This is a genomic window from Nonomuraea africana (genome assembly GCF_014873535.1).
In the GTDB taxonomy this organism is placed as follows: domain Bacteria; phylum Actinomycetota; class Actinomycetes; order Streptosporangiales; family Streptosporangiaceae; genus Nonomuraea; species Nonomuraea africana.
Map to the genome: position 1 here is coordinate 8,494,016 of NZ_JADBEF010000001.1, position 22,936 is coordinate 8,516,951.

At 68.7% G+C, this 22,936-nt stretch carries 14 protein-coding genes; 11 read left to right on the forward strand and 3 right to left on the reverse strand.

Features of this window, described 5'->3' with window-relative positions; translation table 11 throughout:
* Positions 1-10: 10 nt before the first annotated feature.
* From H4W81_RS40795 to H4W81_RS40805, 3 genes are all read right to left on the reverse strand, one after another.
* The gene (locus H4W81_RS40795; RefSeq protein WP_192779674.1) at positions 11-1,390 is read right to left on the reverse strand and encodes a hypothetical protein; all 1,380 of its coding nucleotides are present in this window, start codon (positions 1,388-1,390) and stop codon (positions 11-13) included.
* Positions 1,391-1,496: 106 nt separating this feature from the next.
* Positions 1,497-2,960 (reverse strand): NAD(P)/FAD-dependent oxidoreductase, encoded by a 1,464-nt coding sequence (locus H4W81_RS40800; RefSeq protein WP_318782383.1) that lies wholly within the window; start codon positions 2,958-2,960, stop codon positions 1,497-1,499.
* A gap of 230 nt (positions 2,961-3,190) precedes the next feature.
* Complete coding sequence (locus H4W81_RS40805; RefSeq protein ID WP_192779675.1) at positions 3,191-3,880, reverse strand: polysaccharide deacetylase family protein; 690 nt, start codon at positions 3,878-3,880, stop codon at positions 3,191-3,193.
* Between the two features lie 165 nt (positions 3,881-4,045).
* Here H4W81_RS40805 and H4W81_RS40810 point away from each other — a divergent pair, with 165 nt between their 5' ends.
* From H4W81_RS40810 to H4W81_RS40860, 11 genes are all read left to right on the forward strand, one after another.
* Complete coding sequence (locus tag H4W81_RS40810) at positions 4,046-7,378, forward strand: bifunctional glycosyltransferase/CDP-glycerol:glycerophosphate glycerophosphotransferase (RefSeq protein ID WP_192779676.1); 3,333 nt, start codon at positions 4,046-4,048, stop codon at positions 7,376-7,378.
* Positions 7,375-7,797, forward strand: coding sequence for a GtrA family protein (locus H4W81_RS40815; RefSeq protein WP_192779677.1), 423 nt, complete (start codon positions 7,375-7,377; stop codon positions 7,795-7,797). Before H4W81_RS40810 ends, H4W81_RS40815 begins: the two co-directional genes overlap by 4 nt.
* Before the next feature lie 94 nt (positions 7,798-7,891).
* Positions 7,892-9,811, forward strand: coding sequence for an arabinofuranosyltransferase (locus H4W81_RS40820; RefSeq protein WP_192779678.1), 1,920 nt, complete (start codon positions 7,892-7,894; stop codon positions 9,809-9,811).
* A 60-nt stretch (positions 9,812-9,871) separates the two neighbouring features.
* Complete coding sequence (locus H4W81_RS40825; RefSeq protein ID WP_192779679.1) at positions 9,872-13,312, forward strand: bifunctional glycosyltransferase/CDP-glycerol:glycerophosphate glycerophosphotransferase; 3,441 nt, start codon at positions 9,872-9,874, stop codon at positions 13,310-13,312.
* Positions 13,312-14,772 carry a hypothetical protein gene (locus tag H4W81_RS40830; protein WP_192779680.1) on the forward strand — a complete coding sequence of 487 codons (1,461 nt, stop codon included), beginning with the start codon at positions 13,312-13,314 and terminating at the stop codon, positions 14,770-14,772. The genes H4W81_RS40825 and H4W81_RS40830 overlap by 1 nt, the downstream gene beginning before the upstream one ends.
* Positions 14,769-15,506, forward strand: a complete 738-nt coding sequence (locus H4W81_RS40835) for a glycosyltransferase family 2 protein (protein ID WP_192779681.1) — start codon at positions 14,769-14,771, stop codon at positions 15,504-15,506. The genes H4W81_RS40830 and H4W81_RS40835 overlap by 4 nt, the downstream gene beginning before the upstream one ends.
* Positions 15,503-15,877, forward strand: a complete 375-nt coding sequence (locus H4W81_RS40840) for a DUF2304 domain-containing protein (protein WP_318782386.1) — start codon at positions 15,503-15,505, stop codon at positions 15,875-15,877. Before H4W81_RS40835 ends, H4W81_RS40840 begins: the two co-directional genes overlap by 4 nt.
* Positions 15,878-16,024: 147 nt before the next feature.
* Positions 16,025-16,720 (forward strand): class I SAM-dependent methyltransferase, encoded by a 696-nt coding sequence (locus tag H4W81_RS40845; RefSeq protein ID WP_192779682.1) that lies wholly within the window; start codon positions 16,025-16,027, stop codon positions 16,718-16,720.
* A gap of 21 nt (positions 16,721-16,741) precedes the next feature.
* The gene (locus H4W81_RS40850) at positions 16,742-17,980 is read left to right on the forward strand and encodes a glycosyltransferase (RefSeq protein ID WP_225959032.1); all 1,239 of its coding nucleotides are present in this window, start codon (positions 16,742-16,744) and stop codon (positions 17,978-17,980) included.
* Positions 17,977-19,380 carry a hypothetical protein gene (locus H4W81_RS40855; RefSeq protein WP_192779683.1) on the forward strand — a complete coding sequence of 468 codons (1,404 nt, stop codon included), beginning with the start codon at positions 17,977-17,979 and terminating at the stop codon, positions 19,378-19,380. The genes H4W81_RS40850 and H4W81_RS40855 overlap by 4 nt, the downstream gene beginning before the upstream one ends.
* A 27-nt stretch (positions 19,381-19,407) precedes the next feature.
* Positions 19,408-22,848, forward strand: coding sequence for a bifunctional glycosyltransferase/CDP-glycerol:glycerophosphate glycerophosphotransferase (locus H4W81_RS40860; protein WP_192779684.1), 3,441 nt, complete (start codon positions 19,408-19,410; stop codon positions 22,846-22,848).
* The last annotated feature ends 88 nt before the right edge of the window (positions 22,849-22,936 follow it).

Below are 22,936 nucleotides of genomic sequence, written 5' to 3' on the forward strand. Positions count from 1 at the left end.
TCCGCGAAGTTTACCCGCGCCCCGCGCGCCAGAAGCGGACGAGCAGAGGGAGCATGAGGAAACCGATGAAGATCGGCGAGGCCATGTAGCGGAAGTCCTGGGCGGAGATGTTGGCGAGCACCGCCGCCTGCTGGCCGAGCATCGCCGCCGCGATCGCGAACACCCACCGGTTGCCCCGCAGCCACGCCGCCACCCCCAGCGCCAGGTAGGAGGCGTAGCACCAGATCGGTCCGCGCCAGACCAGCCAGTCGAGGTCGGGCTCGTAGGAGGCCCACAGCCATTCGTTGGCGAGGTCGTTGAGCGGCTGCGACAGCGGGCGCAGGTTGAAGCTCTCGTACTCGGGATGGCGCTCGATCGCGTACGGGCCGACGTACTCCCACGTGAACCACCGGTGGGAGAAATGGTAGGTCTCGCCGCCCTCCGACCAGCGGTCGGCTCCAGGGCGCCAGGCGATGGCGCCCCTGCACAGCCGAGTCTTGATCACCTGGTCCGGCGCCTCGATCAGAAGCCGCTGCCAGAGCGCCATCACCTGCGGGCTCAACTCGTCGGCCCGCCGCCAGTCGAAGTCCTCCCGCCAGATCAGCGGGTTGATCGTGTTGCAGTTGGCGCCCCGCCACCACCGGTCCAGCGGCGCGATCTCGGCCATCAGCGCCACGTCCTGCGTGGTGAACAGGTCCGTGCGCTCCTTCCACGCCACCGCGATGTCGCCGTAGGCGGTGTGGTAGACGAACGTGCGCGACGGCGGCACGATCCCGACCTGCGGGAGGATCAGGTTGGTCAGCAGCACGGGCACGCCCGCCGCGACCAGGCCCGTCACGGCCAGCCGCGCCCTCGCGCCCTTCCCGATGATCACCAGCACGATCACGGTGATCGCCACCACCAGGAACCCGTTGGCCCTGAACAGGCCCGCGCCCAGCATGACCGCGCCGAGCCCGATCAGCGTCCCCCTGGTCGGGCCCCTGTTCTTGGCGATGCGTGCGATCACCGCGGTGATGCCGATGACGCACGCGGTGAACGGCACGTCCTTCCAGAACGTCACCGCGAACGCCCCGAACGGCGGAGCGAAAGGGAGCAGGACAGCGGCGATCGTCGTCGGCACCCGCGGCGCGCCGAGCCGCTTGAGCTCCTGGGCGAGTAAGGCGACGGCCGCGGCCATGGCCGTCGTCTGCAGGAACGTCACGGGGCTGACCTCGCCCGTGGCCTTCACGCTCAGCCACAGCAGCGCGTCGTAGAGGACCGAGTGATCGCTGACCCATGGCCCTTCGAGGGTGTGGGTCAGATAGAGCGCGGAGTCACGGCTGAACAGTCCAGGATAGAAGGCGGCCCACCACAACAGGAGCACGACCTGGATGAAGAGGAATGTCCGCGCTGTGGACCGTTCGACCGTCACACGGGCTATATTTCAGGTGCGCGTGGATCAGTGCAAAACGGTCTTCTCACCGGTAGGCCCAGGGACCGAAATCCTGTGGACAGCGCTGCCTAGAGGCCGGTGCGCGTCATGAACGGCGAGCGCCTGGGCCGGCGAACACGGGTGCCGAGCGTCCCGTTCCACGGCCGTCCGATCCCTCTTCGTGGTACTCCGCCTCGACGTTGACCGACCAGATGTCGTGCTGGGCGTCGTGGACGATGTTCTCGACCGTCAGCATCGCCGTCAGCATGGAGTGATCCTGGTTGTTGTACCGATGCATACCGTTGCGGCCGACTGGGTGAATCTCCGGCCACTCGACCTCGAGGTACTTCCGCAGCGTCTCAACGCTGCCGGCGTAGTCGGCGTCGTAGACGGGATAGGCCTTGGGCATCCGGACAACGTATCCCTGCTGAACCGCACCCGGGTGGACCAGCCCGAGCCGCTCCAGCTCCTCGGTGCCGAACCGTACGAGTTCGTGGTCAGCGCTCTCCCACAGGTCGTCGCCCTCGTTGACGAAGTACTCCAGCCCAAGACAGGTCCGGCCGGCCTGAACCAGGTGCGGCGACCAGGAGCCGTAGTTCTGCACGCGGCCCAGCCGCACCTCGGGGGAGTGGATGTAGATCCAATTGTCGGGGAAGGAGTACTTCTCCGGCACCACCAGGGCGATCGTGAGGAAATCGCGGAACTTGAGTTTCGCCGACGCCTCGGCCACGGCGTCGGGTACGCCGGTGTCGAGAGCCTGGATCAGGTGGTTCATCGGCATGGTCGAGATGAGGTTCTGGCAGTCGACCGTCCTGGCCTGGCCGCCCGACCGGACCGTGACACTGAGGCCGCGCGGCCCCCGGCTGATGCGCTCCACCCTGGTGTTGAGCCGGACGGCGGAGCCGAGCTTGTCGGCGCAGGCCTCCCACATCATGCCAGGACCGTACTTCGGGTAGCGGAACTCCTCGATGAGACTGGTGATCTCCTTCTGGTTCCGCCGGGGCATCAGCGCGTTGAGGATGGCCCTGCCCAACGAGAGGTTCTTGATCCGTTGGGCGGCCCAGTCCGCCTGGATCGACGTGGCCGGTACGCCCCACACCTTCTCGGTGTAGGTCTTGAAGAAGATGCCGTAGAGCCGCCATCCGAACCGGGCGGCCACCCAGCCCTCGAACGTGGACTGGTCCGCGGGCGGACGCAGCCTCGCCCAGGCGTACGAGCCCACGCAGCGGAAGGACTCGTAGATCCCAAGGTTCTTGAGGGCGTTGGCCGCCTTCAACGGGTAGTCGTAGAAGTTGCCCTTGTAGTAGATCCGGCTCATCCGAGGACGCAGCAGGAAGTCGTCGTCATCGAGGATCTCGTTCCAGAACGCCTCTACGCGCCGCACCTTGGTGAAGAAGCGGTGTCCGCCGATGTCGAACCGCCAGCCGTCGCGCTGCGCGGTCCTGCTGATGCCACCGACGACCGCGTCGGCTTCGAAGACCGTGCACTCCACGCCGCGCCTTCGCAGCTCGTAGGCGGCGGTAAGACCGGCCGGTCCCGCTCCTGCGATCACGACAGGTGTGTAGTCCACGAGAGGTCTCCGGTTCAGTGAGTGCACGGGGTCACCGCTGCGGCGTCAGCTGACCAGGGGCGCGTCGAGCGCCCTTCTGCCGCGGGCCAGACCCGATCGATAGTGCAGGCGGGCGCGCGCGAAATCCGGTTCTTTCACCTGTGCTGGAACAAGCTTGGTGAACCTATTCACCGGCTGCCGGGACTATACGGACACTCGGTGTGAGGAGACTTCAGGGAGTCGCGGCCCGGTCAGGGTGCCGCCGGGTAGCTCTCTCCTGCGGCCAGGCGCCGTCCTCTCAGCAGGGTGGAGACGGTGACCAGGTGATAGCCGCGCTTCTTGAGCTCCTCGATGACCTCCGGCATCACCTGAACCGTCTGCGGGACGGTGTCGTGCATGAGGATGACGCCGTCGCGTCTGGCGAGCTTCAGGATCACGGCTTTGATCTTCTTCTGGTCGCGAAGCTTCCAGTCGAGAGTGGTTCCGCTCCACAACACCTGCGCCAGCCCGGCATCCTTCGCCAGCCCGAGAACCCGATCGTCGGTGTGCCCGTACGGCGGGCGGAACAGGCGCGGCGGCCTGCCGGTGACGCTCGCGATGGCTTCCTGGGTGGTCAGCAACTCCTGGGTGACCTGTTCGTCGAAGAGCGTGGGAAGACTCGCATGGGACCACGAGTGGTTGCCGATCTCATGGCCTTCGCGAGCCATGCGCTTCACCAGGGCGGGGCGTCGTTCGACGTGCTTGCCGACGAGGAAGAAGGTGGCTTTCACGCGCTCTTTCCTGAAGAGGGACAGCAGCGCTCCCGTCTCGGTTCCCGGGCCGTCGTCGAAGGTGAGGGCGATGCATTTGACCTTGGCGCACGTGGGTGCCGCCTGCGCGGGGAGCGCCATGAGCACCACGGCCGCCGTCATGCCTGTCACGACCACACCACGAAACGCCATGATCCGCCTCTCTTAGTCCTGGTAGGGCCAGCGTCCCACAATGCGGGGCCATCCCTTGGGTCACGCAGGGGTCAACTTCGGCTATGCGTGTGGTCGCCGTTCGGTGGTCGTAGCAGGGCCGTGGGCATGCTGGACACTCCGTCAATCGCTAAGAAGGTAACGTCAATGGGCCCGGAACTCAGCGTCGTCGTCCCCTTCCACAATGTCGCGCATTATCTGCCGGCGTGCCTTTCTTCGCTGGCCGCACAGACCTTGACCGATCTTGAAGTCATCTGCGTCGACGACGGCTCCACGGATGGCGGCGACGTGGTCGTCAAGGAGTTCGCCGCGGACGACTCCCGTTTCCGTCTCATCCGGCAGGACCAACAAGGCCCGGGCCCGGCCAGGAACAGAGGCATCGCGGAGGCCGCCGGCCGGCTGCTCGCCTTCGCCGACGGTGACGACGTCGTGCCGCCACGTGCCTACGACCTGTTGGCGGGGAGCCTCGACCGGACGGGCTCCGACCTGTCCTGCGGCAACGTGCGCTGCTTCGACTCCTACGGTTCGTGGCCGTCGCCCATGCACGCCGACCTGTTCGCCATGGCGGCCGAGCGCACGCATGTGAGTCACAGACCCGGACTGTTGACGGACAGGACGGTCTGGAACAAGGTCTACCGCCGAGACTTCTGGGATCGCAGCGCGCTCACCTTTCCCTCGGGCCTGTACGAGGACATCCCCGTCGCGCTCCCCGCGCATGTGCTGGCCCGCGGTGTCGACGTGCTGGAGGAGGTGGTCTACCACTGGCGGCAGCGTGACGCGGGCGATCGGTCGATCACGCAAAGCCGGCTGGAACCAGGCCATATCGAGGACAGGGTGGCGTCCATCGCGACGGTTCGCGCCTTCCTGCGCCGCGAACGCCCGGCGCTGCTGGCCGCCTACGACGAGCAGGTGCTCCGCAGCGATCTCATGCCGTTCCTCGAGCTGTTCGAGCAGGCGGGGGAGGACTATCGGCGCCGCTTCGTCGAGAGAGTGGGCGGGCTCGTCTCCGAGATTCCCGACGGAGTGCTCGCCCGACTGCCCTGGCTCTGCCGGCTCGCCTACCACCTCGCCTCCGTCGGCATGGCGGACGAGCTGGTCGACGTGCTCGTCGATCGTAGAACCGGACGCCGGTTCGCCGTTTCACGCCGCGTCCTCCGGCGCTACGCCGATCATCCTCTCCGTCACCGCCGATCCTTGCCGAAGCGGCTGTTCCATGTCAGCGACGACCAGGTGACGCTGGTGGCCAAGGCCGAGAGGGTCAGAGAAGCCGACGGCCAACTGGTGATCACGGGGCACGCTTACCTCCGCGAGCTGGACGCGCGGAAGTCCTCGATCGCGATTCGGCTGAACTCCGCCGAGGGGTCGGCGATCGACCTGCAGGTGCGCACCGTGTCCCGACCCGACATCTGCGCTGTGACAGGCCCGGACAGGACCTGGTACGAGCCGTGCGGATTCGAGGCGCGCATGCCAGTGGAGTGGCTGTCCCCGCCTGGCACGTGGGAGATCAGAGCGGAGGTCACCAATGGGTCGGTCACGAAGGAGGGACCACTCACGGTCGGCCCGCGGCACGCCGCCGCCTGCGCCGTCGTGCTCTGGCGCGGGTGGCGGGTCAGGGTCGAGTTCGCTCCCACGCGTTCGGGCCTGCGGGTGACCTCGCGCACCGTCAAGGCCGTCCTGGATCGTGGGGAGGTCCGCGAGGACGGGCTGGCGTTGTGGGGGCGGGTGGCGAAGGGGATCTCCACGTGCCGCCTGACGGTGGGCGCCGAAAGCCTCCCCGTGCCGGTGGAGAGGAACGCGGCCACCTTCCACGTGGTCGTTCCGCACACCCTCGCGGCTGAGGGAATGCTCGGTCTGGAGGCCGGCGGTAAACGCATCAAGATCTACGCCCCCGCCAAGCTGGGTCATCTGGCATGCCGTACCCCGTACGGCGAGCGCGCCGTCGTGGCGGGCCCCGCCGGCACAGTCGGTGTGGCCAACCACGCGGCCGTGCCGTCCGTCACCACGGTCGAGTGGTTGGAGGAGGGCGGACTCAGGCTCGCGGGCCGCTATGCCGAAGACGCCGAGCCCAAGGGTTTCCGGCTCGTCCGAGCCACCGGAGGCGGCGTTCACGAACTCACGGCCACGATGGGCGACGGCCGTTTCACCGTCGACATCAGCCCGGGGGCCATGCCCGTCCACGGAGCCCGGCTTCCCCTTGCCACCGGCAGATGGCGCTTCCTGGCACTCACCGCCGAGGGGCCGGTACGGCTGAGATTCGCCACGAGGCTGCCAAGGGCCGAGGCGATGCGGACGGGCATGCACGAGGTGTGGTTGAGGCGGACCGGCCCGTCCCACGTCGACCTCCAGGTCGGGCTTGCCCCAGCGGTGAGCCAGGCGGCGGGCCGTCGCGCGGTGGAGCGTGACTACCCGCGCCTTCGCCTGCGACCCCAGGAGGACCTGGTCGTCTTCGAGTCCTGGCACGGCAGGCGGTGCTCCGACAGCCCACGCGCGATCTTCCACGAGCTTCGGTCGAGAGACGCCGGTCGGGAATGCGTGTGGGTGACGCGCGACGGGCAGTTCAGCCCGCCCGACGGTGCGAGGGTGGTCGTCAGGAACAGTCCAGAGCACTGCGAGGCGCTGGCCGCGGCGTCGCATATCGTGACCAACTGCAGCGCTCCCGACTGGTACGTCAAGCGCGGTGGCCAGATGTATGTGCAGACCTGGCACGGAACGCCGATGAAGAGCCTCGGCGATGACATCCTCGCCCCCGCCAGGTTGGTCCTGGAGGAGCAGGCGGGTGTGGACGACCGCGACGTCGGCCACTGGGACCTCCTTCTGTCGGCCAACCGGTTCAGCACCGAGATCTTCCGGCGGGCGCTCGGATACACAGGGGAGATCGCCGAGATCGGCCGCCCCGCGAACGACAGGCTGCTGTCCGCACCGGATCCGGCCCTCAGGAAGGTGCTCGGGATAGCGCCGGACAAGCGAGTGGTGCTGTACGCCCCGACCTGGCGGGAAGACGAAATCGGTCGCGGTGGGCACCCCCGTATGAGGTTCCGGTTGGACCTGGAGCTGATGCGTGCGCGACTCGGAGACGACCACGTCCTTCTCGTGAGCGCCCATCCATGGGTGGCCTGTGGCGTTCCGGCGCCCAACCATGGCGGATTCGTCCTCGACGTCAGCGGCTACCAGCACCCGGAAGAGGCGCTGGCGCTCGCGGACGTGCTCGTCACGGACTACTCGGGCATCGCGTTCGACTTCGCGGTGACAGGCAAGCCGATGATCTTCTTCGCTGACGACCTGCCCCGCTACCGCGACCGGCTGCGAGGTCTCTATCTCGACTACGAGTCGGAGGCGCCTGGGCCGGTCGTCTCGACTACGGCGGAGGTCGTCTCCGCGGTGCGCCGCGCGGAGGCGCGCTACGACGCGTTCGCGAACACCTTCTGCGCGTTGGACGACGGTCATGCGGCCGCGCGCGCGGTGGATCGGATCTTCGGATGACCGAGGTCCGCTCCAGGCCGGCGGCGAATCGGATGCCCGTCACCCGTAGCGCGGTCATCTACGTCGCGGTCGGGCTGACCAGCTACGCGGTGGACGCCGGAGTCCTCGTGCTGTTGCACCGGGTGCTGGACGTCGGGCTGGCGGCCGCCACGACGGCCGCCTTCGCCACGGCCTTCGTCGCGAACTTCGCGCTCAACCGCAGGTTCAGCTTCGCCGGCGGCCATGGGCGCCTGGGCGCGCAGTTCGGCCGCTATCTGCTGCTCGGGACGATCAGCTACGCCCTGACACTGGCGCTCGTTCTCGGGCTGGCGTGGCTCGGCCTGCACTTCCTGCTGGCCAAGACGACCGCGGTGGGGTGTTCTGCCGGAGTCAACTTCCTGCTCTGCCGCTCCTGGGTCTTCCGCGGGGTGCGTGTTTAGCGATCACTGAACGCGGTTTGGCCGTTCCTTTGAGGGGTGTGCTGAACACTCGACTGCGTTGTGGACTCCTTCGAGGAAACACCCGTGGAGCGTGATGGTTGATCTCGTTGGCGCGAGCGTTTCGGCCGTTTCACCGCCGGTGCGCCGGCCGCGGCTGAAGGCGAACGCGAAGCTGTACGGCGCCACGTGCGCGGTGCTGTGCTGGGCCGCCATGCTGCCGCTCGCCTTCTTCCTCCCGAAGTTCTTCGACCTGAACCCCTTCACGGTGCGGGGAGCCGCCGCGCCGGCAGTGGCAGGGCTGATCGCCGCCGCCGTGCTGTCAGGCGCAGCGCTGATCTTCCGTGGGCGGCGCAGGGGCATCGACCTGGTGATCTGCTGTGGCGCGGGCGTCTATTCCGCCTGGATCGCGATGGTGCTCTGGACGTCGCTCCACGGAACGCCCTTCGGATTCGCCGGACTGGTGGGCGACATGCAGCGCATGTCGGCGATGGCCACCCGCTATGCCACGACCTCCGCCAGCACCGACCATTTCGTCACCAGTCTTCCGAGCGAGTATCCGCCCCTCTACCACTGGATCATCGGGCGGTCGGCCGCGGTCACCGGCATACCCGCGTGGCGCCTGCTGGGTGACGCGGAGGTCATCACCGTGTCGCTCGCGGTTCTCGCCGCCTTCCTGCTGTGGCGCATGCTGGTGCCGAGCGGTGCCGCGCTGGCCATAGCCGCCTTCGGCATCGTGGCCTACGGAGAGCCGCTCAAGCCTTTCGCCGTACTCGCCGCCGCCGTCTTCACGCCCTGGGTCATCGCGTCATTCGTCACCCGGTCGCCCTGGCGGATGCACTGGGCGTGGAGCGGACTGATCGGTGGCGGCCTGATCCTGCTGTACCAGGGCTACTTCATGTATGCGGGGATCGGTCTCCTGCTGATCGTCGGCGTGAACCTGTGGTCGGCGGCGAGCCGGCGGCGATACCTGTCACACTGCGCCGGGGTGCTGGCCGTCGCGCTGATCGTGTCGTCGTGGTTCCTGGTGCCGTATGCGTCGGTCCTGCTGGCGGAGGGCGGCCAGGCGACCGCCATGGCCTGGGTGAACACGGCCATCGCCGATGGGCAGTTCCCGTTTCTCCAGCTGACGCTCATCGGCCTGCTCCAGCTGACCGGACTGTTCGGGGCGGTGTGGTACCGGCTGACCGCGTTCTGGGCGGCCCCGGTGATCATGCTGGTGGTCGGCGCCTACGCCTACTACGCGGTGATGGGCATCGGCTTCCTGCAGGACGGCGGAGGCCGCCAGATGCACTATGTGGTCCGCATCGCCAGTCCTGTGCTCGCCGCCGCCGGAGTGCTGACCGTCGCCGCGGTGGCCAGGACGGTCGCCCGCGCCGGCGGTCCCGCTTTCGGCAGGCCAGGCTCGGGCATGTGCGCCCTGCTGGTGGTGGCCCTGGCGGCAGGGACGGCCTACGCCGACCGCTGGTCGCCGAACATGAGGCGCGACTGGCAGAACAGGTGGACCTATCTGGGCGGCGCACCCAACGAAGCGGTGGTGGCCCACCAGGAGCCGTTGCCTTCGGGGCAGTATCCGCCCTACGGGCCGGAGGAAGGACGGACGAGCCGGTTCCCCGTCCTGGACATCAGCAGGACGGTGCGCGGCTGGGGACAGGAGCGACCACTCACGCTCTCCTACGACGAGCGGCTCTTCTCCTACCTGCCCTGGCCGGGATACGTGGGAGTGGACCGCACCTCGGCCAACAGCCTGGTCCGCTGGGATGACAGGCACGCGGAGGTGCGCCTGCTGGCCCAGACCCGGGATGCGCGAGCGTTCGCGGCCAGGGCGGCCGCGACCCGGTTCGGGCCGATCGACCTGTTCGTTCTCCGCCGGTCGGGGTCGCGGTGGACGTGGCTCGACGTCGCCTTCGATCCAGGCCAGTTCGACACCAGATTCTTCCTGGTTCGCCAGGACCTGCCTCACGGCACGGTGATCGCGCTGAGGAAACCTGAACTCGCCGTAAAGGCTGTCCCATGACGGCCAAAGGTGATGGTGATGCACTCTCCAGTTCACGGACGTGGTCGGGATGCTGGCGTCATGGCATCTCTCAAGATCAGCATCGTCGTGCCGTTCCACAACGTGGAGCGATACATCTCCGAGTGCCTAGCCTCACTGGCTCGCCAGACCCTTGCCGATCTGGAAGTCATCATGGTGGACGACGGATCACCCGACGGTTGCGCGGTCATCGCCAAGGAGTTCGCCGCTCGTGACTCCCGGTTCCACCTGATCCAGCAGGAGAACCGGGGGCTGGGGCCCGCACGCAACAGGGGCGTGACGCACGCCCGCGGTGAGTACCTCTGCTTCGCCGACAGCGATGACGTGTTGCCGCCCCAGGCGTACGAGCTGATGGTCGCGTCGCTGGACCGGACGGGATCCGATTTCGCCACCGGTGACGTGCGGACCTTCGGGGCCATGGGGGTCAGGCCTTCGTGGCTGCCCGCCCGTCTGTACGCGACCGACCGGCCAGGTACGCACGTCCGTCAGGATCACCGGCTGCTCTGGGACAGGTCGGCGTGGAACAAGGTGTTCCGCCGGTCCTTCTGGGACGCCCAAGGGTTCGCCTTCCCCGCAGGTCTGTACGAGGACGTTCCGGTGACGGTGCCGGCACACGTCAAGGCGTGCGCGGTCGACGTCGTACCCGAGGTCGTCTACTACTACCGCGTCCGAGAGGGCGGCGAGCCGTCCATCACCCAGCGCAAGCACGAGCCGGCCCACCTGGCGAGCCGCATCGCGCAGCTCCAACCGGTGACCGACTTCTTCGAGCGCGAAGCGCCCGAACTGGCGACCCCCTTTCACAAGACCGTCGTCCAGGCGGAGTTCCGGCTGGCCATGGAGGCGCTCCTGTCGGCCGATGACGACGGACGCGCGCAGCTGCTCGCTCTGGTCGCCGACTACCTCGATCGGATGGCGCCCGAGGCCTACGGCGAACTCGGCCCCTCCTACCGGCTCAAGTGCGCTCTTGCCGCACGACGTGACCTCCCTGCCCTGGTCAAGGCGCTGCAGGCGGAGAAGGAACGCGGCGAGCCCGCCGTGGTGGTCAGCAGAGGACGTCTGCGCCGACGTCTTTACCACGACGTGCTCTTCCCTGGAGCGAAGCTGCCGGAGGAGCTGTTCAGAGCCGAAGACGATCTCTCGCTGCGCGGCAAGGTCGACGCGGTCACCTGGCGGGACGACGTCATGGTCATCGAGGGACACGCCCACATCGATCGTCTGCCCATGGGAGAGCAGGACGACCTGCAGGTCTGGCTCCGCAACACCAGAACGGACGAACGGCTCCCGCTCGACTGCCGGCGGACCCGCCGTCCCGACGTCACCGCGGCCTCGCGGCAGTCGGCCGTCTCCTATGACGGGTCAGGGTTCCGGGCCGAGCTGCCCTCCACGGCCCTCAAGAGCGGCAACCGGTGGATGCCGGCCGTATGGGAGCTATGCGTGGCCGTCGGGAGTGGCGGTCTGTGCAGGGAAGGACCGCTGCGGGGAGAGGGACTCCCGCCGGTCAAGGGGCTTCAGGGACGTCGCTGGATCCGCCCCCTGTTCACCGAGAGCGGCCGCTTCCAGGTCCGCGTGCGCAAGCCGCGGACCGTGCTGGTCTCGTGCCGGTACGAGGAGGGAGAGCTCCGCCTCAAGGGTTGGATCAGAGCCGGTTCGCCGCCCATCGGCGTGGTCGCCACACGGCGCAGGGACGGCCTGGCAGTGGAGGCGGCAGTGGAGGGAGTCGCGACTGACGGCAGACACTGGGATTTCCATGCCCTGCTCCCCACTGACCAGCTGGCGGAGGAGCCCCGAGGCCAGGTGATCGACACGATGCTCTGGGCGGGTGAGCAGACCGAGTGGGCGCTCTCCGTGATCACAGAGGACGGCCGGTTCCGGCTCGCGGCCGATGACCTCCAGCCGGTCAGAGCGCGCGCCGGCCAGGGTGAGGCGGTGCTGGCCCCTACCCGGTACGGCGATGCGGCGCTGACCGTGCGCCCATGCCTTCCCTATGTCACGCACGTCGCGTGGTCGCCGGCGGGGGAGCTCGTCCTGGATGGCGGCCGCGTCGAGGGGCCCTGCCCGCTGGAACTCAGGCGGCTGCCCGAGCAGGACGCTCACACGGTCGTCGCGGCCTGGACCGGCACCACCTTTCGCGCCGTGCTCGATCCCGTCACCATGCCGGGGGCCGCCGCTGCCGCGCCGTTGGCGGCAGGCACGTGGGACCTGGTGGCCGGCGACGGCTTCCCGGTGCTCATGGACTGCCCGCCCGCCGCCGCCCTCGACCGCGGCGAGCTCAGGTTCACGCCGCTGCGCTCCGGGAACGGCGTCCTGCGCCTGGCCGTACGGCAGGCGGAGGGAGAGCGGGAAGAAGGACGCTACGCGCGGCGCAGGCTGGAGCGGGAGATCTACCCGAAGCTACGCCGTCAGCCGACCTCGGACAGCGTGGTCTTCGACAGCTGGGAGGGCAAACAGTGCTCGGACAGCCCCAGGGCGATCTTCGAGCGGCTCAGGGACAGCGGCCTCGACCTGGTATGGGTGCGCAGAGAAGGCCGCTTCGAGACACCTGAGGGCGGCAGATGCGTGGTGCGGGACAGCGAGGCGCACTACGAGGCATTGGCGCGGGCCAGGCACGTGGTCGCCAACAGCACACAGCCGCGCTGGTACCGCAAGCGGAAGGGCCAGATCTATCTGCAGACCTGGCACGGGACTCCGCTCAAGCGCATCGGCTTCGACATGGAGAAGGTGCACAGTCTCGAGGGAGCCGCCTATCTCGATCGGTTCGCGGCGGACGTGGCGCAGTGGGATTTCCTCATCTCGCCCAACCCCTTCAGCACGCCCGTCTTCCGCAGGGCCTTCCGGTACGAGGGAGAGATACTGGAGACGGGCTATCCGCGCAATGATCTCCTCCTGGCCCCGGACAGGGAGCAGCGCGCCCTCGAGGCGCGCCGGCGCCTGGGCGTGCCGGACGGAACGCGGGTGGTGCTGTACGCGCCGACCTGGCGCGACGACGACCACGTTCACGGCCGCTACCGCTTCGACCTGAAGCTGGATCTGGCACACGCCCGCTCGGCACTCGGAGCCGACCACGTCGTGCTGGTACGCGGCCACAGCAACGTCTCCGCGCGGCTGCCGCGAGACGACGGGTTCACCATCGACGTCAGCCGCTACCCGGACGTCGCCGACCTCTACCTGGTGGCCGACGTGCTGGTCACCGACTACTCCTCGGCGATGTTCGACTTCGCGGTCACCGGCAAGCCGATCCTGCTGTTCACCTATGACCTTGAGCGCTACAGGGATGAGCTCAGAGGCTTCTCCTTCGATCTGGCGGAGTGCGCGCCAGGGCCGCTGTTGCGGAGGTCGGAGGAGGTGGTCGAGGCCCTGGCGGCACTGGACAGGACCGCCGAGGCCTACGCGTCGTCGCACGCGGCCTTCACCGCCCGCTTCTGTCCGCTCGACGACGGGGCGGCCACCGAGCGCGTGGTTCGGCGTGTGTGGGGAGACATCTGATGGCCGTGACGCTGCGACGGATCGACGAGGCGAGCGTCACGCCGACCCGGTGGCGAAAGATGATGCCGCGCGGACGCCGCCGGATGCCGGTGGTGGTGTTCACCGCATGCATGTCCGTCTACGCGATCTGGTGGGCCGCCTGTTATCCGGGGTTGATGAGCTGGGACTCAGTGACCATCGTGTGGCAGGTCACGTCAGGGTCGTGGCGGGCCGACCACTCGGTCCTCTACAACGCCCTCGTATGGGCGTCCATCGCGACCACCGGAGATCTCGCCGCCCTCACCCTGACCCAGGGGGCACTGGCGGCCGCGACTCTCTCCCTGATGGCGGTGGCGATCAGGGATCTGGGGGTGCCAGGCCGGTGGTGCGCCGCCGCCGCGGTCGTGGTGGCCGCGCTGCCGGCGACGGGCACGTTCGTGGTCACGGTGTGGAAGGACGTGCCTTTCGCGCTCTGCCTCGTGGCGATGACCGCCACCGTGGCGCTTCTCGTGCGGCGCAGGCGCTCGACCGCGCTCGCAGTGGGCCTCGCGGCCGAGACACTCGCGCTGGTGCTCCTGCGGAACAACGCGTTCGTCTTCGTGCTGATCGGCTTCGTCATCGTCGTGGTGCTGCTTCCCGGCGCCAGGGTGAGGGTGGCGCTCGCGGGGGCCGTGCCGGTGTCCCTGTCGTTCCTCGCCTCGGCGTTCGTCTATCCCGCCATGGGGATAGAGCCGGTCAGGCCATGGCTCACCTATGCCACGGCGTACTCCGACATCGCGGTCACCTATGCCGCCCGTCCGGAGATCTTCGGGGCCAAGGAGCTGGACCTCATGCGGCGCGTGGCGCCTCTCGAGCATTGGCGTGACAACGCGACGTGTTACAACGCGGACCCCACCCTGAGCAGAGGGTTCGACGTGGCGAGGTCGGACCGGCTCCATCGCGAGCTCGTCGGGCTCTGGGCCGATCTGCTGAAACGGGTGCCCGCCGAGGTGGCAGGGGCCCGGTTGTGCCGTGGGTCGGTGGCGTGGAAGGTCTTCCCCGAGGTTCCGGAGGAGCGGCTCCTCATCGGCTGGTCCAGGGTGCCCGACGACCTGTTCGGTTGGAGCATGGGCGGGAAACCGTTTCCTGAGGGACGGAACAGGGACATCCTCACGACCAGGCCCTTGTCCGACACTCTGCACAACGTGGCCGCGTTCGCCAGGGACGTGACGTACACCAGGCAGGTGGAGTGGATCTTCTGGCGTGGTGCCACCTGGTGCTACGTCGCCTATGCAGCGGTCATCGCGGCGGCGTGGGCCACGCGCAGGCCGGCACTGCTGGCGCTCGCGGGCATCGTCGCCGGGCAGCAGCTCGGTGTGATGCTCGCCATTCCCGCGCAGCTGTTCAGGTACATGGCCGCCCCGATGATGGTCGGCATGATGCTGGTCCCGCTCCTGGTGGCCGCCCTGGCGGGGCGTCTGCGCGGTCGGGAGGCGTCATGAAGAGACGGGTCCTCATCATCATCCCGGCGCTCAACGAGGCGCTGTCGATCACCAAGGTGCTCGATGAGCTGCGCACCACCTGTCCTGAGCATGACGTGCTGGTGGTGGACGACGGATCGAGCGACGCGACCGGCGCCGTCGCCGCGGCGGCCGGCGCGGCGGTGCTGCGTCTGCCGTACAACCTCGGGGTGGGCGGCGCGATGCGAGCCGGCTACAGGTACGCGCGTGAGCGCGGCTACACCGTGGCGGTTCAGGTGGACGCCGACGGGCAGCACGACACGGCCTACGTCCCCGCCCTCATCGAGCTGCTGGAGCGGGCCGACGTGGCGATCGGCGCCCGTTTCGCCGGGACCGGGACGTACAGTTCGGCCGGCCTGCCGCGCAGGGTGGCCATGTGGCTGCTCGCCAAGGTCCTCTCGGTGCTCGCGGGGACTCGCATGACCGACGTGACCAGCGGCTTTCGGGCGTGCAACGCCAGGGCGATCGCGGTGTTCGCCACGCACTACCCGGTGGAGTATCTGGGGGACACGGTCGAGTCGCTGGTCATCGCGCTGCGATCGAACTGTGTCGTTCGGCAGGTCCCCGTCGTCATGCGCGCCAGGCGCGAGGGGCGGGCCAGCCAGAGCACGGCCAGATCACTGGTCTACCTGGCCAGGGTCGCGGTCGCGCTGGGGCTCGCGCTGGTCAGACGTTGGGAGCCGGTCGAGACGGCGTCGGAAGGAGTCCGCGCGTGAGCGCCTACACGCTGGGAGTGCTCGGGGCGGCCGTCACCATGACGGTCATCTTCGAAATGCTGCGCAGGCGGAAGCTGCGTGAGAAGTACGCCGTCTTCTGGATGCTGCTCTCCGCGGTGATGGTGTTGATCGCCGTCATGCCGGGGCTGCTGGAGTGGGCCGCGGACGTCACCGGCGTCCAGGTCCCTTCCAACCTGCTGTTCTTCGGCGGGAGTCTGTTGCTGCTGGCGGTCAACGTGCAACTCAGCTCCGAGGTCGGGCGGCTGGAGGAACGGACCCGCACGCTGGCGGAGGAGGTCGCCATGCTTCGGTTCGACGCGGACCGGATGCTTCGCGCTGAATCGCGCAGAAGCAGCTCCTTGCCATCCTGACGATGGGCTCGTTTTCTCCGCCTTTACTGACAAGCCCGGCTTGGTAAAGATCCCGTTCGGTTGCTCCCTGTTGCTGTTCAATCCCATGTCCGGGGTCCATGAAGCGACAACAATATCGAAAACGAGTGCCGACCATAGGGAGCGAGAATGGACGCCGTCGAAATAGACCGGGCAATGCGCTTGGAAGACCACAATTGGTGGTATCGCGAACGACGTGCCATTCTCGCTCGGCGCGTGCGCCGTCTCGGCACGCCCGGTTGCGCGGTGGACCTCGGAGCGGCGGCGGGTGGCAACACGCGGGTCCTGGTCGAGCACGGTTGGCGGGCCCTGGCGGTGGACTACTCGGAGGTGGCGGTCGACCACGCCCGTGGCCGGGGCGTCGACGCCATGTGGGGGGACATCAGGAGCCTGCCGCTGCCCTCGGACGAGTTCGACCTCGTCGTCGCTTTCGACGTGCTCGAGCACATCGACGACGACGCGGCGGCGGCGGGTGAGATCAACAGGGTGCTGAGGTCAGGCGGCACGGCGTTGATAGCCGTGCCCTGCGACATGCGCCTGTGGTCGGCACACGATGTCGCGCTGGGGCACGAACGCCGCTACACCCGGGACTCCCTCACGACGCTCTTGGTCGACGCCGGTCTGACGATCGAGCGGATGTGGAGTTGGAACGTGTTGCTGAGGCCGGTCGCCCGTTGGCGCCGGCGCAGGTCCACCGGCTGTGATCTGGAGGAATTGTCGCCGTTGGTGAACGGCCTGCTCGGCGCGATCGTGCGGTCGGAACGCTTTCTTCCGGTCGGCCGACTGCCCGGAGTCTCCTTGATGGTCGAAGCGCGCTCGCACTGAGGCCCGAAACGAGGATCACCGATGAACATGGTTTCACCGGTCCGCGAAGCGAAGCCGGACCAGCCGTTCGCGGACCTGGTTTTCGTGGATGTCGTCATTCCGGTTCTGAACGAGGAGCGGGCGCTGCCCGGCTGCGTTCGCACTGTCCACTCGTTTCTGACTTCCTATTTCCCCGCCGGCTGGCGTATCACCATCGTCGACAACGGCAGCACGGACGGCACCTGGAAATTGTGCCAGGAATTCGCCGACACGGTTCCCGGAATTCACGCGATGCGGCTGGGGGAGCGCGGAAAGGGCGCGGCGATCAAGGCGGCGTGGACGGCCAGCCCCGCCGACGTGCTGGTCTTCATGGACGTGGACCTCTCCACGGACCTGCGCGGCCTGCTGCCGCTGGTGGCGGCCGTGGCCTCGGGGCACTGCGAGATCGCCATCGGCACGCGACTCGGCCACGGGGCCAGGATCCGGCGCGGGCTGAAGCGGGAGCTGATCTCCCGGATGTACAACGGCGTGCTCCGGGTCGGGTTCTCGGCCAGGTTCAGCGACGCCACCTGTGGGTTCAAGGCGGCGAAGGCGGAGGTGATCCGCCCCGTCCTCGACAGGGTCGCCGACACGGGCTGGTTCTTCGACACCGAGCTCCTGCTGGTGGCGCAGTACAACGGCGTGCGCATCCGCGAGGTGCCCGTCGACTGGGTGGAGGACGCCGACACACGGGTCAACGTCTGGCGGACGGCGGCGGAGGACGTGCGCGGCCTGGTCAGGGTCTCGCGGGCGATGGCCACGGGCGCGGCCTGGGCGGAGGTTCCGCCGATCCCGGAGCTGCGTCCCGCCCATCCTGACGCGGCCCTGCCGGTCCCCAGACTCGAGACCCTGCGAAAGGTCACGCTGTTCGCGCTGGTCGGCCTGGCCTCGACGGTCGTGCACATGCTGCTGTATCTCACCGCCCGCCAGATGGCGGGGCCAGGCCTGGCGAACCTGGTCGCGCTGGCCCTGACGTCCCTGGCCAACACCGAGGCGAACCGCAGATGGACCTTCAACCGGCCCGGCGGCCACCGCGTGGTCATGCACCTGCGGGCGGCGCTGCTGTTCTTCCTCACCTACGCCGTGACCACCGGGTCCGTCGGCCTCGCCCTGCACGAATGGCCTGAGCTGCCGCGCCTCGCGGAGGGCGGGATCCTGCTGGCGGTCTCCATCGCCATGGCGATCCTGCGTTTCACGCTCCTGGACCGCTGGGTGTTCAGGTCTTCGGGGGGACGTCCGTGAACCTCGTGCTCGTTCGACGGATCCGCGGCCTGCGGCTGGAGGCCGTCGCCTGGGTGGTCGCCGGGCTGTTCGTCGCCTTCGGCGGCGTGGTCGCCTTCTTCGGGCTGTTCGTCAGGCCCGCCTCCGACGACTACCGCCTGGCCACCTTCACCAGGGAGGGCGGCCTGCCGGGCATCATCGCCATCTTCCACACGAACCTCACCGGGCGGGTGGGGAATGCCTTCCTCGCCGGACTGGTCTACTTCGAGCCCGAGCTCGGGATGCGCTCGATCGGCCTGCTGTCCTACGCCGGCCTCGCCGCCGCCGTGGGCCTGCTGTCGCACGGGGTGGCGAAGCAGCTGGGCGCGCGCGGTGCGACGGCGCCGGTCCTGCTGGGCCTCGGAGCCGCGGCGATCATCCTGATGGACCAGCCGCGCGCCTACCAGACCCTCTACTGGGCGCCAGGGGTGATCACCCACACCATCCCGCCGATCCTGCTCATCGCCATGTGCGGCATGGCGCTGGCGGCACGGACCCGCAGGGCCAGGATCGCCGCCAACGTGACCGGCCTGGCCGGAGGGCTCTTCCTCGGGACGGTGAGCGAGTCGATCACACTGGTCGGGCTCGTCCTGGGGGCGCTGTCGGCCGTCACCTACGTGCTCGTCCGGCGCGGCAGGTCACTCCTGCTCACCTTCATGGCATGTCTCAACGCGGGCCTCTGCGCGGGCCTGGCCGTCATCTGGACCACCCCGGCGGGCGCGAAGCGGCGCAGGGACGAGAGCCCCTTCGCCCTGGAGGTCTTCCAGGACGCGGCCACCATGGCGGCGGCGGCGCTGCGCCAGGTGCTGGTGAACTCCGCGCCGCTGGCCGCCGTGGCGGTGGGCCTGCTGGTGGGTCTCGTGGTCCGGGTGGAACTGCGCGTCACCGCCTCGCGGCTGGCGTGGCTCGTGCTGTGCCCGGCGCTCGCGGTCGTGGGTTCGGCGTTCGCCGTGCAGTACGCCCTCCGGTTCGGGTACGGTCCGGACCCCGGCTGGGTCCCCTACCGGGCGTGGCTCAACTTCACGTTCGTGCTCCAGCTCGCGGGCGTCTGGTACGGCGTCCTCCTCGCGACCGTCATGTGGCGCCAGAGCGTACGGCGCGCGGTGACGGCCGCGGCGTGCTCTGTGCTGCTCGTCGCCGCGGTGGCCGACTACGCGGAGGACCTGCGGCGTCTGGGCAGGAAGATGATCGTCAGGTCCGTCGCGTGGGACCTGCAGGCCGCCAGGATCGAGCGGCTGCGCGACCAGGGGCAGCGGATCGTCCCCTACCGGCCGCTGCAGATCGCCTCGCTCAGCGAGCCGTTCCTCGTGCCGCCGGCGCATACCTGGATCAGTAACTCGGTGGCCGCCTACCACCGGATCGACCGGCTCTATCCGCAGTAGTCATGTCATTTGTGAGGGAGCGTTCGCATGTCCGCGATCTTGAGCGTCGTTGTGCCCTTCTACAACGTGGAGCACTATCTCGATGAATGTCTGGAGTCGATCGCCACACAGACGCTGTCCGACCTCGAGGTCTTCCTGGTCGACGACGGATCCACCGACAACAGCGCGGTCATCGCCAAGGCGTGGGTGGAGAGGGACGGCCGGTTCCGGCTGATCCAGCAGGAGAACCGCGGTCCCGGCCTCGCCCGCAACACGGGCCTCGACCGGATCGGCGGAACGTACCTGGCGTTCGCCGACGGCGACGACATCGTGCGGCGTGGCGCCTACGCGGCGTTGGTCGAATCCCTCGAGAGCAGCGGCTCGGATCTCGCGTGCGGAGGCGTGCGCCGTCTCTCCTCCGGCCAGGAGGTGCCCTCGTCGCTGCACGACAAGGCGCTGCCTCCAGCGGAGAAGCGCACCCACCTGCGCCACCATCCGCAGCTCCTGCGGGACCGCACCGTGTGGAACAAGGTGTACCGCCGCTCGTTCTGGGAGTCCAGGGGCTTCCGCTTCCCCGCCGGGATCTACGAGGACGTCGCGCTGGCCGTGGCGGCCCACGTGCACGCCGGCGCGGTTGACGTCGTCGACGACGTCGTCTACCTGTGGCGCCGGCGCGAGCGCGGCCGCGGAGAGCCGTCCACCACCCAGAACCGCGAGGAGCTCCCCAACCTGCTGGCCCGCTTCGAGGCGCTGGGCGAGCTGCGGTCGGTCGTGTCCGCCCATCTCCCCGAGCTCCTCCCCGAGCTGGACGCGCAGGTGCTCGAGACGGACCTGAAGATGGCGGTGGAGGCGGTCACCTCCATGGAGCAGGACGAGCGTGAGGTGGCGCTCGACCGGATACAGACCTTCCTCGCCGCCGCCGACCTGCGCCTGCTCAAGTCGCTGCCCGTCGGCGACCGGCTCAAGCTGTACCTGGCGCGGCACCGCAGGGTCGACGAGCTCTGCGAGGTCTTCGCCCTGGAGCGCGACGACCTGCCGACGGTGAAGGCGGTGCGCAAGGGCCTCCTCCGCCCGCGGTTGTACCTCACCTATCCCTTCTTCGGCGACTCCAAGGTAAAGGTGCCGATCGACCTCTACGAGGTCGACGAGGAGCTGGAGCTGCAGGCCAAGGTCGACAGGGTCGCCTGGGAGTCGGGCAGGCTGACGATCGAGGGGCACGCCTACATCGACCGGCTGGAGATGGCCGCTCCCGAGTCCGCGAAGATCGAGGTCGAGCTGCGCAACGCGAAGACCAACGACGCGATCCCGCTGGCGATCGAGCGGGTCGCCCGCCCCGACGTGACGGCCAAGGCGGGGCACGCCGCGGTCTGCTACGACTGGTCGGGCTTCACCACGCGGATCGACTGCGGCGAAGGGCTGCTCCGCAAGCCGGGCAACTGGGACCTGTGGGTCACGGTCGAGTCGCACGGGCTCAAGCGGGTGAACCGCGTGCCGGGACCCGTCCACGGCTATCTCGACGTGTGGATGGACAACGAGCTGCGGCTGCGCGTGCCACCGAAGGGCGGACAGCGCTTCCAGATCAGGGTGAACACCCCGGTGGCCCGGGTGGAGCGGGTCGTGGCGGGCGCGTCGGGATTCGAGCTGAGCTGCCGGATCGGGTCGCGCCCCGGCAGTACGGCCGAGGTCACCGTGCGCGGCGCCGGCGACCTGAGGTTCCCCGTCGAGCTGGACGCCGAGGGCGCCTTCGACGTCGTGATCCCCTACGAGTCGCTGCTGCGGCACCCGCGCGGCGACGCGCCGACCTGGGAGATCGTCGTGGCGGGCGGCGGCGCGAGCTCCCGCCTGGCCGGTTCCGACGGGCTGGCGGCGCGATGGATCGCGCCCTCAGGCGCCGAGCTGGCGCTGGAGTGCACCCGCCACGGCTTCCTGTACGCCACATGGCGTGACGCGCGCCCGGTCGTCGACGAGCTCGAATGGGACGAGGGGGGCGGCCTCGTCCTGTCCGGTGAGCACGCACGGGACGCACGCCCGTCGAGGTTGGTGGTCCGCCGCCGCCGTTCGACGGCGACCAGGTCGGTGCCGCTGGTATGGCGGGGCGCGCGCTTCCACGCGCGGCTGCCTGTGGCGGCGCTGCCGTCGCAGGGCGGCGAGCTCCCGCTGGCGACCGGGCTCTGGGACGTCCTCATGGAGGTCGAGGACGGAGCCGTCCCGCTCAGAGTGGGGCACGCGACGCTCGGCACGCTGTCGGAGTGGCACGTGGCCGGATCGCACACCTTCTCCGTGACCTCGCAGGAGGGAGACACGCTCGCGGTGCGCTCACGCGTGGCGCTGGGTCCCGGCGAGCGCGGCAAGTACGCCCAGCGCGTGCTGCGCGAGGGGACCGCGGCCCGGCCGCTGAAGCGCGACCTCGTGCTCTTCCACAGCTACGAGGGAAGGCAGTACTCCTGCAACCCCAGGGCCGTCTTCGAGGAACTGCGCCGCAGGGACGTGGGCGCCGAGCTGGTGTGGGTCTCCAGGGACGGCCAGTTCGCCCCGCCCGAGGGCGCCGAGGTCGTCATGAAGGGCTCCCGCCGCCATCACGAGGTCCGCAGCTCCGCGGGCCTCGTCGTCAGCAACTGGTCGCAGCGGGACCTCGAGGCTAAGCCGGACGGCCAGCTCTACCTGCAGACCTGGCACGGGACCCCGCTCAAGAAGCTTGGCTACGACCTGAAGGTCACGCCGTTCAGGCGGGCCGAGTCCTTCAGGTGGATCAAGAACGACGTGCCGCTGTGGGACTTCCTGGTCTCTCCCAGCGCCTTCGCCACGGGCATCATGCGCCGCGCCTACGACTACCGGGGCGAGGTCCTGGAGGTCGGCTATCCGCGCAACGACCTGTTCCGGGCGGCCGACCGCGACGAGCGGGCGGCGGCCGTGCGCAGAAGTCTCGGCATCGAGCCCGGCAAGAAGGTGGTGCTCTACGCGCCCACCTGGCGCGACGACCAGCACGTCAGCGCCGGCAAGCGGCTCTTCCACCTGGAGCTCGACCTGGAGCGCGCCAGGCAGGCGCTGGGGGAGGACCACGTCATTCTCGTGCGCGCCCACTATCTGGTGACCGACCGGCCCTCCTTCCCCAAGGGGAACTTCGCGATCGACGTCACGCACTACCCGGACATCGCCGAGCTGTACCTGATCTCCGACGTCCTGGTCACCGACTACTCCTCGGCGATGTTCGATTACGCCAACACGGGCCGGCCGATGATTTTCTTTGCCTACGATCTCCAAAACTACCGGGACGATGCGCGCGGCTTCTATCTCGACTTCGAGGCGACGGTTCCCGGGCCGATCCTGGAGGAGTCGGATCAGGTGATCGAGGCCATCGCCGGCCTGCCGGAGACCGCGGACGCCTTCGCCGGCAGGTACGCGTCGTTCCTGCGCACGTACTGCCCCCACGACGACGGAAAGGCCACGCGGAGGGTGGTCGATCGCATTCTCTCGACCGGAATCCTCTGATAGGCGATCTACCTTGGCTATGGTCCGTGCCCGGTTGGTCAAGAAGCGGCATGAACATTCTCCAGTAGTTCCAGAGAGTAATCGAAGA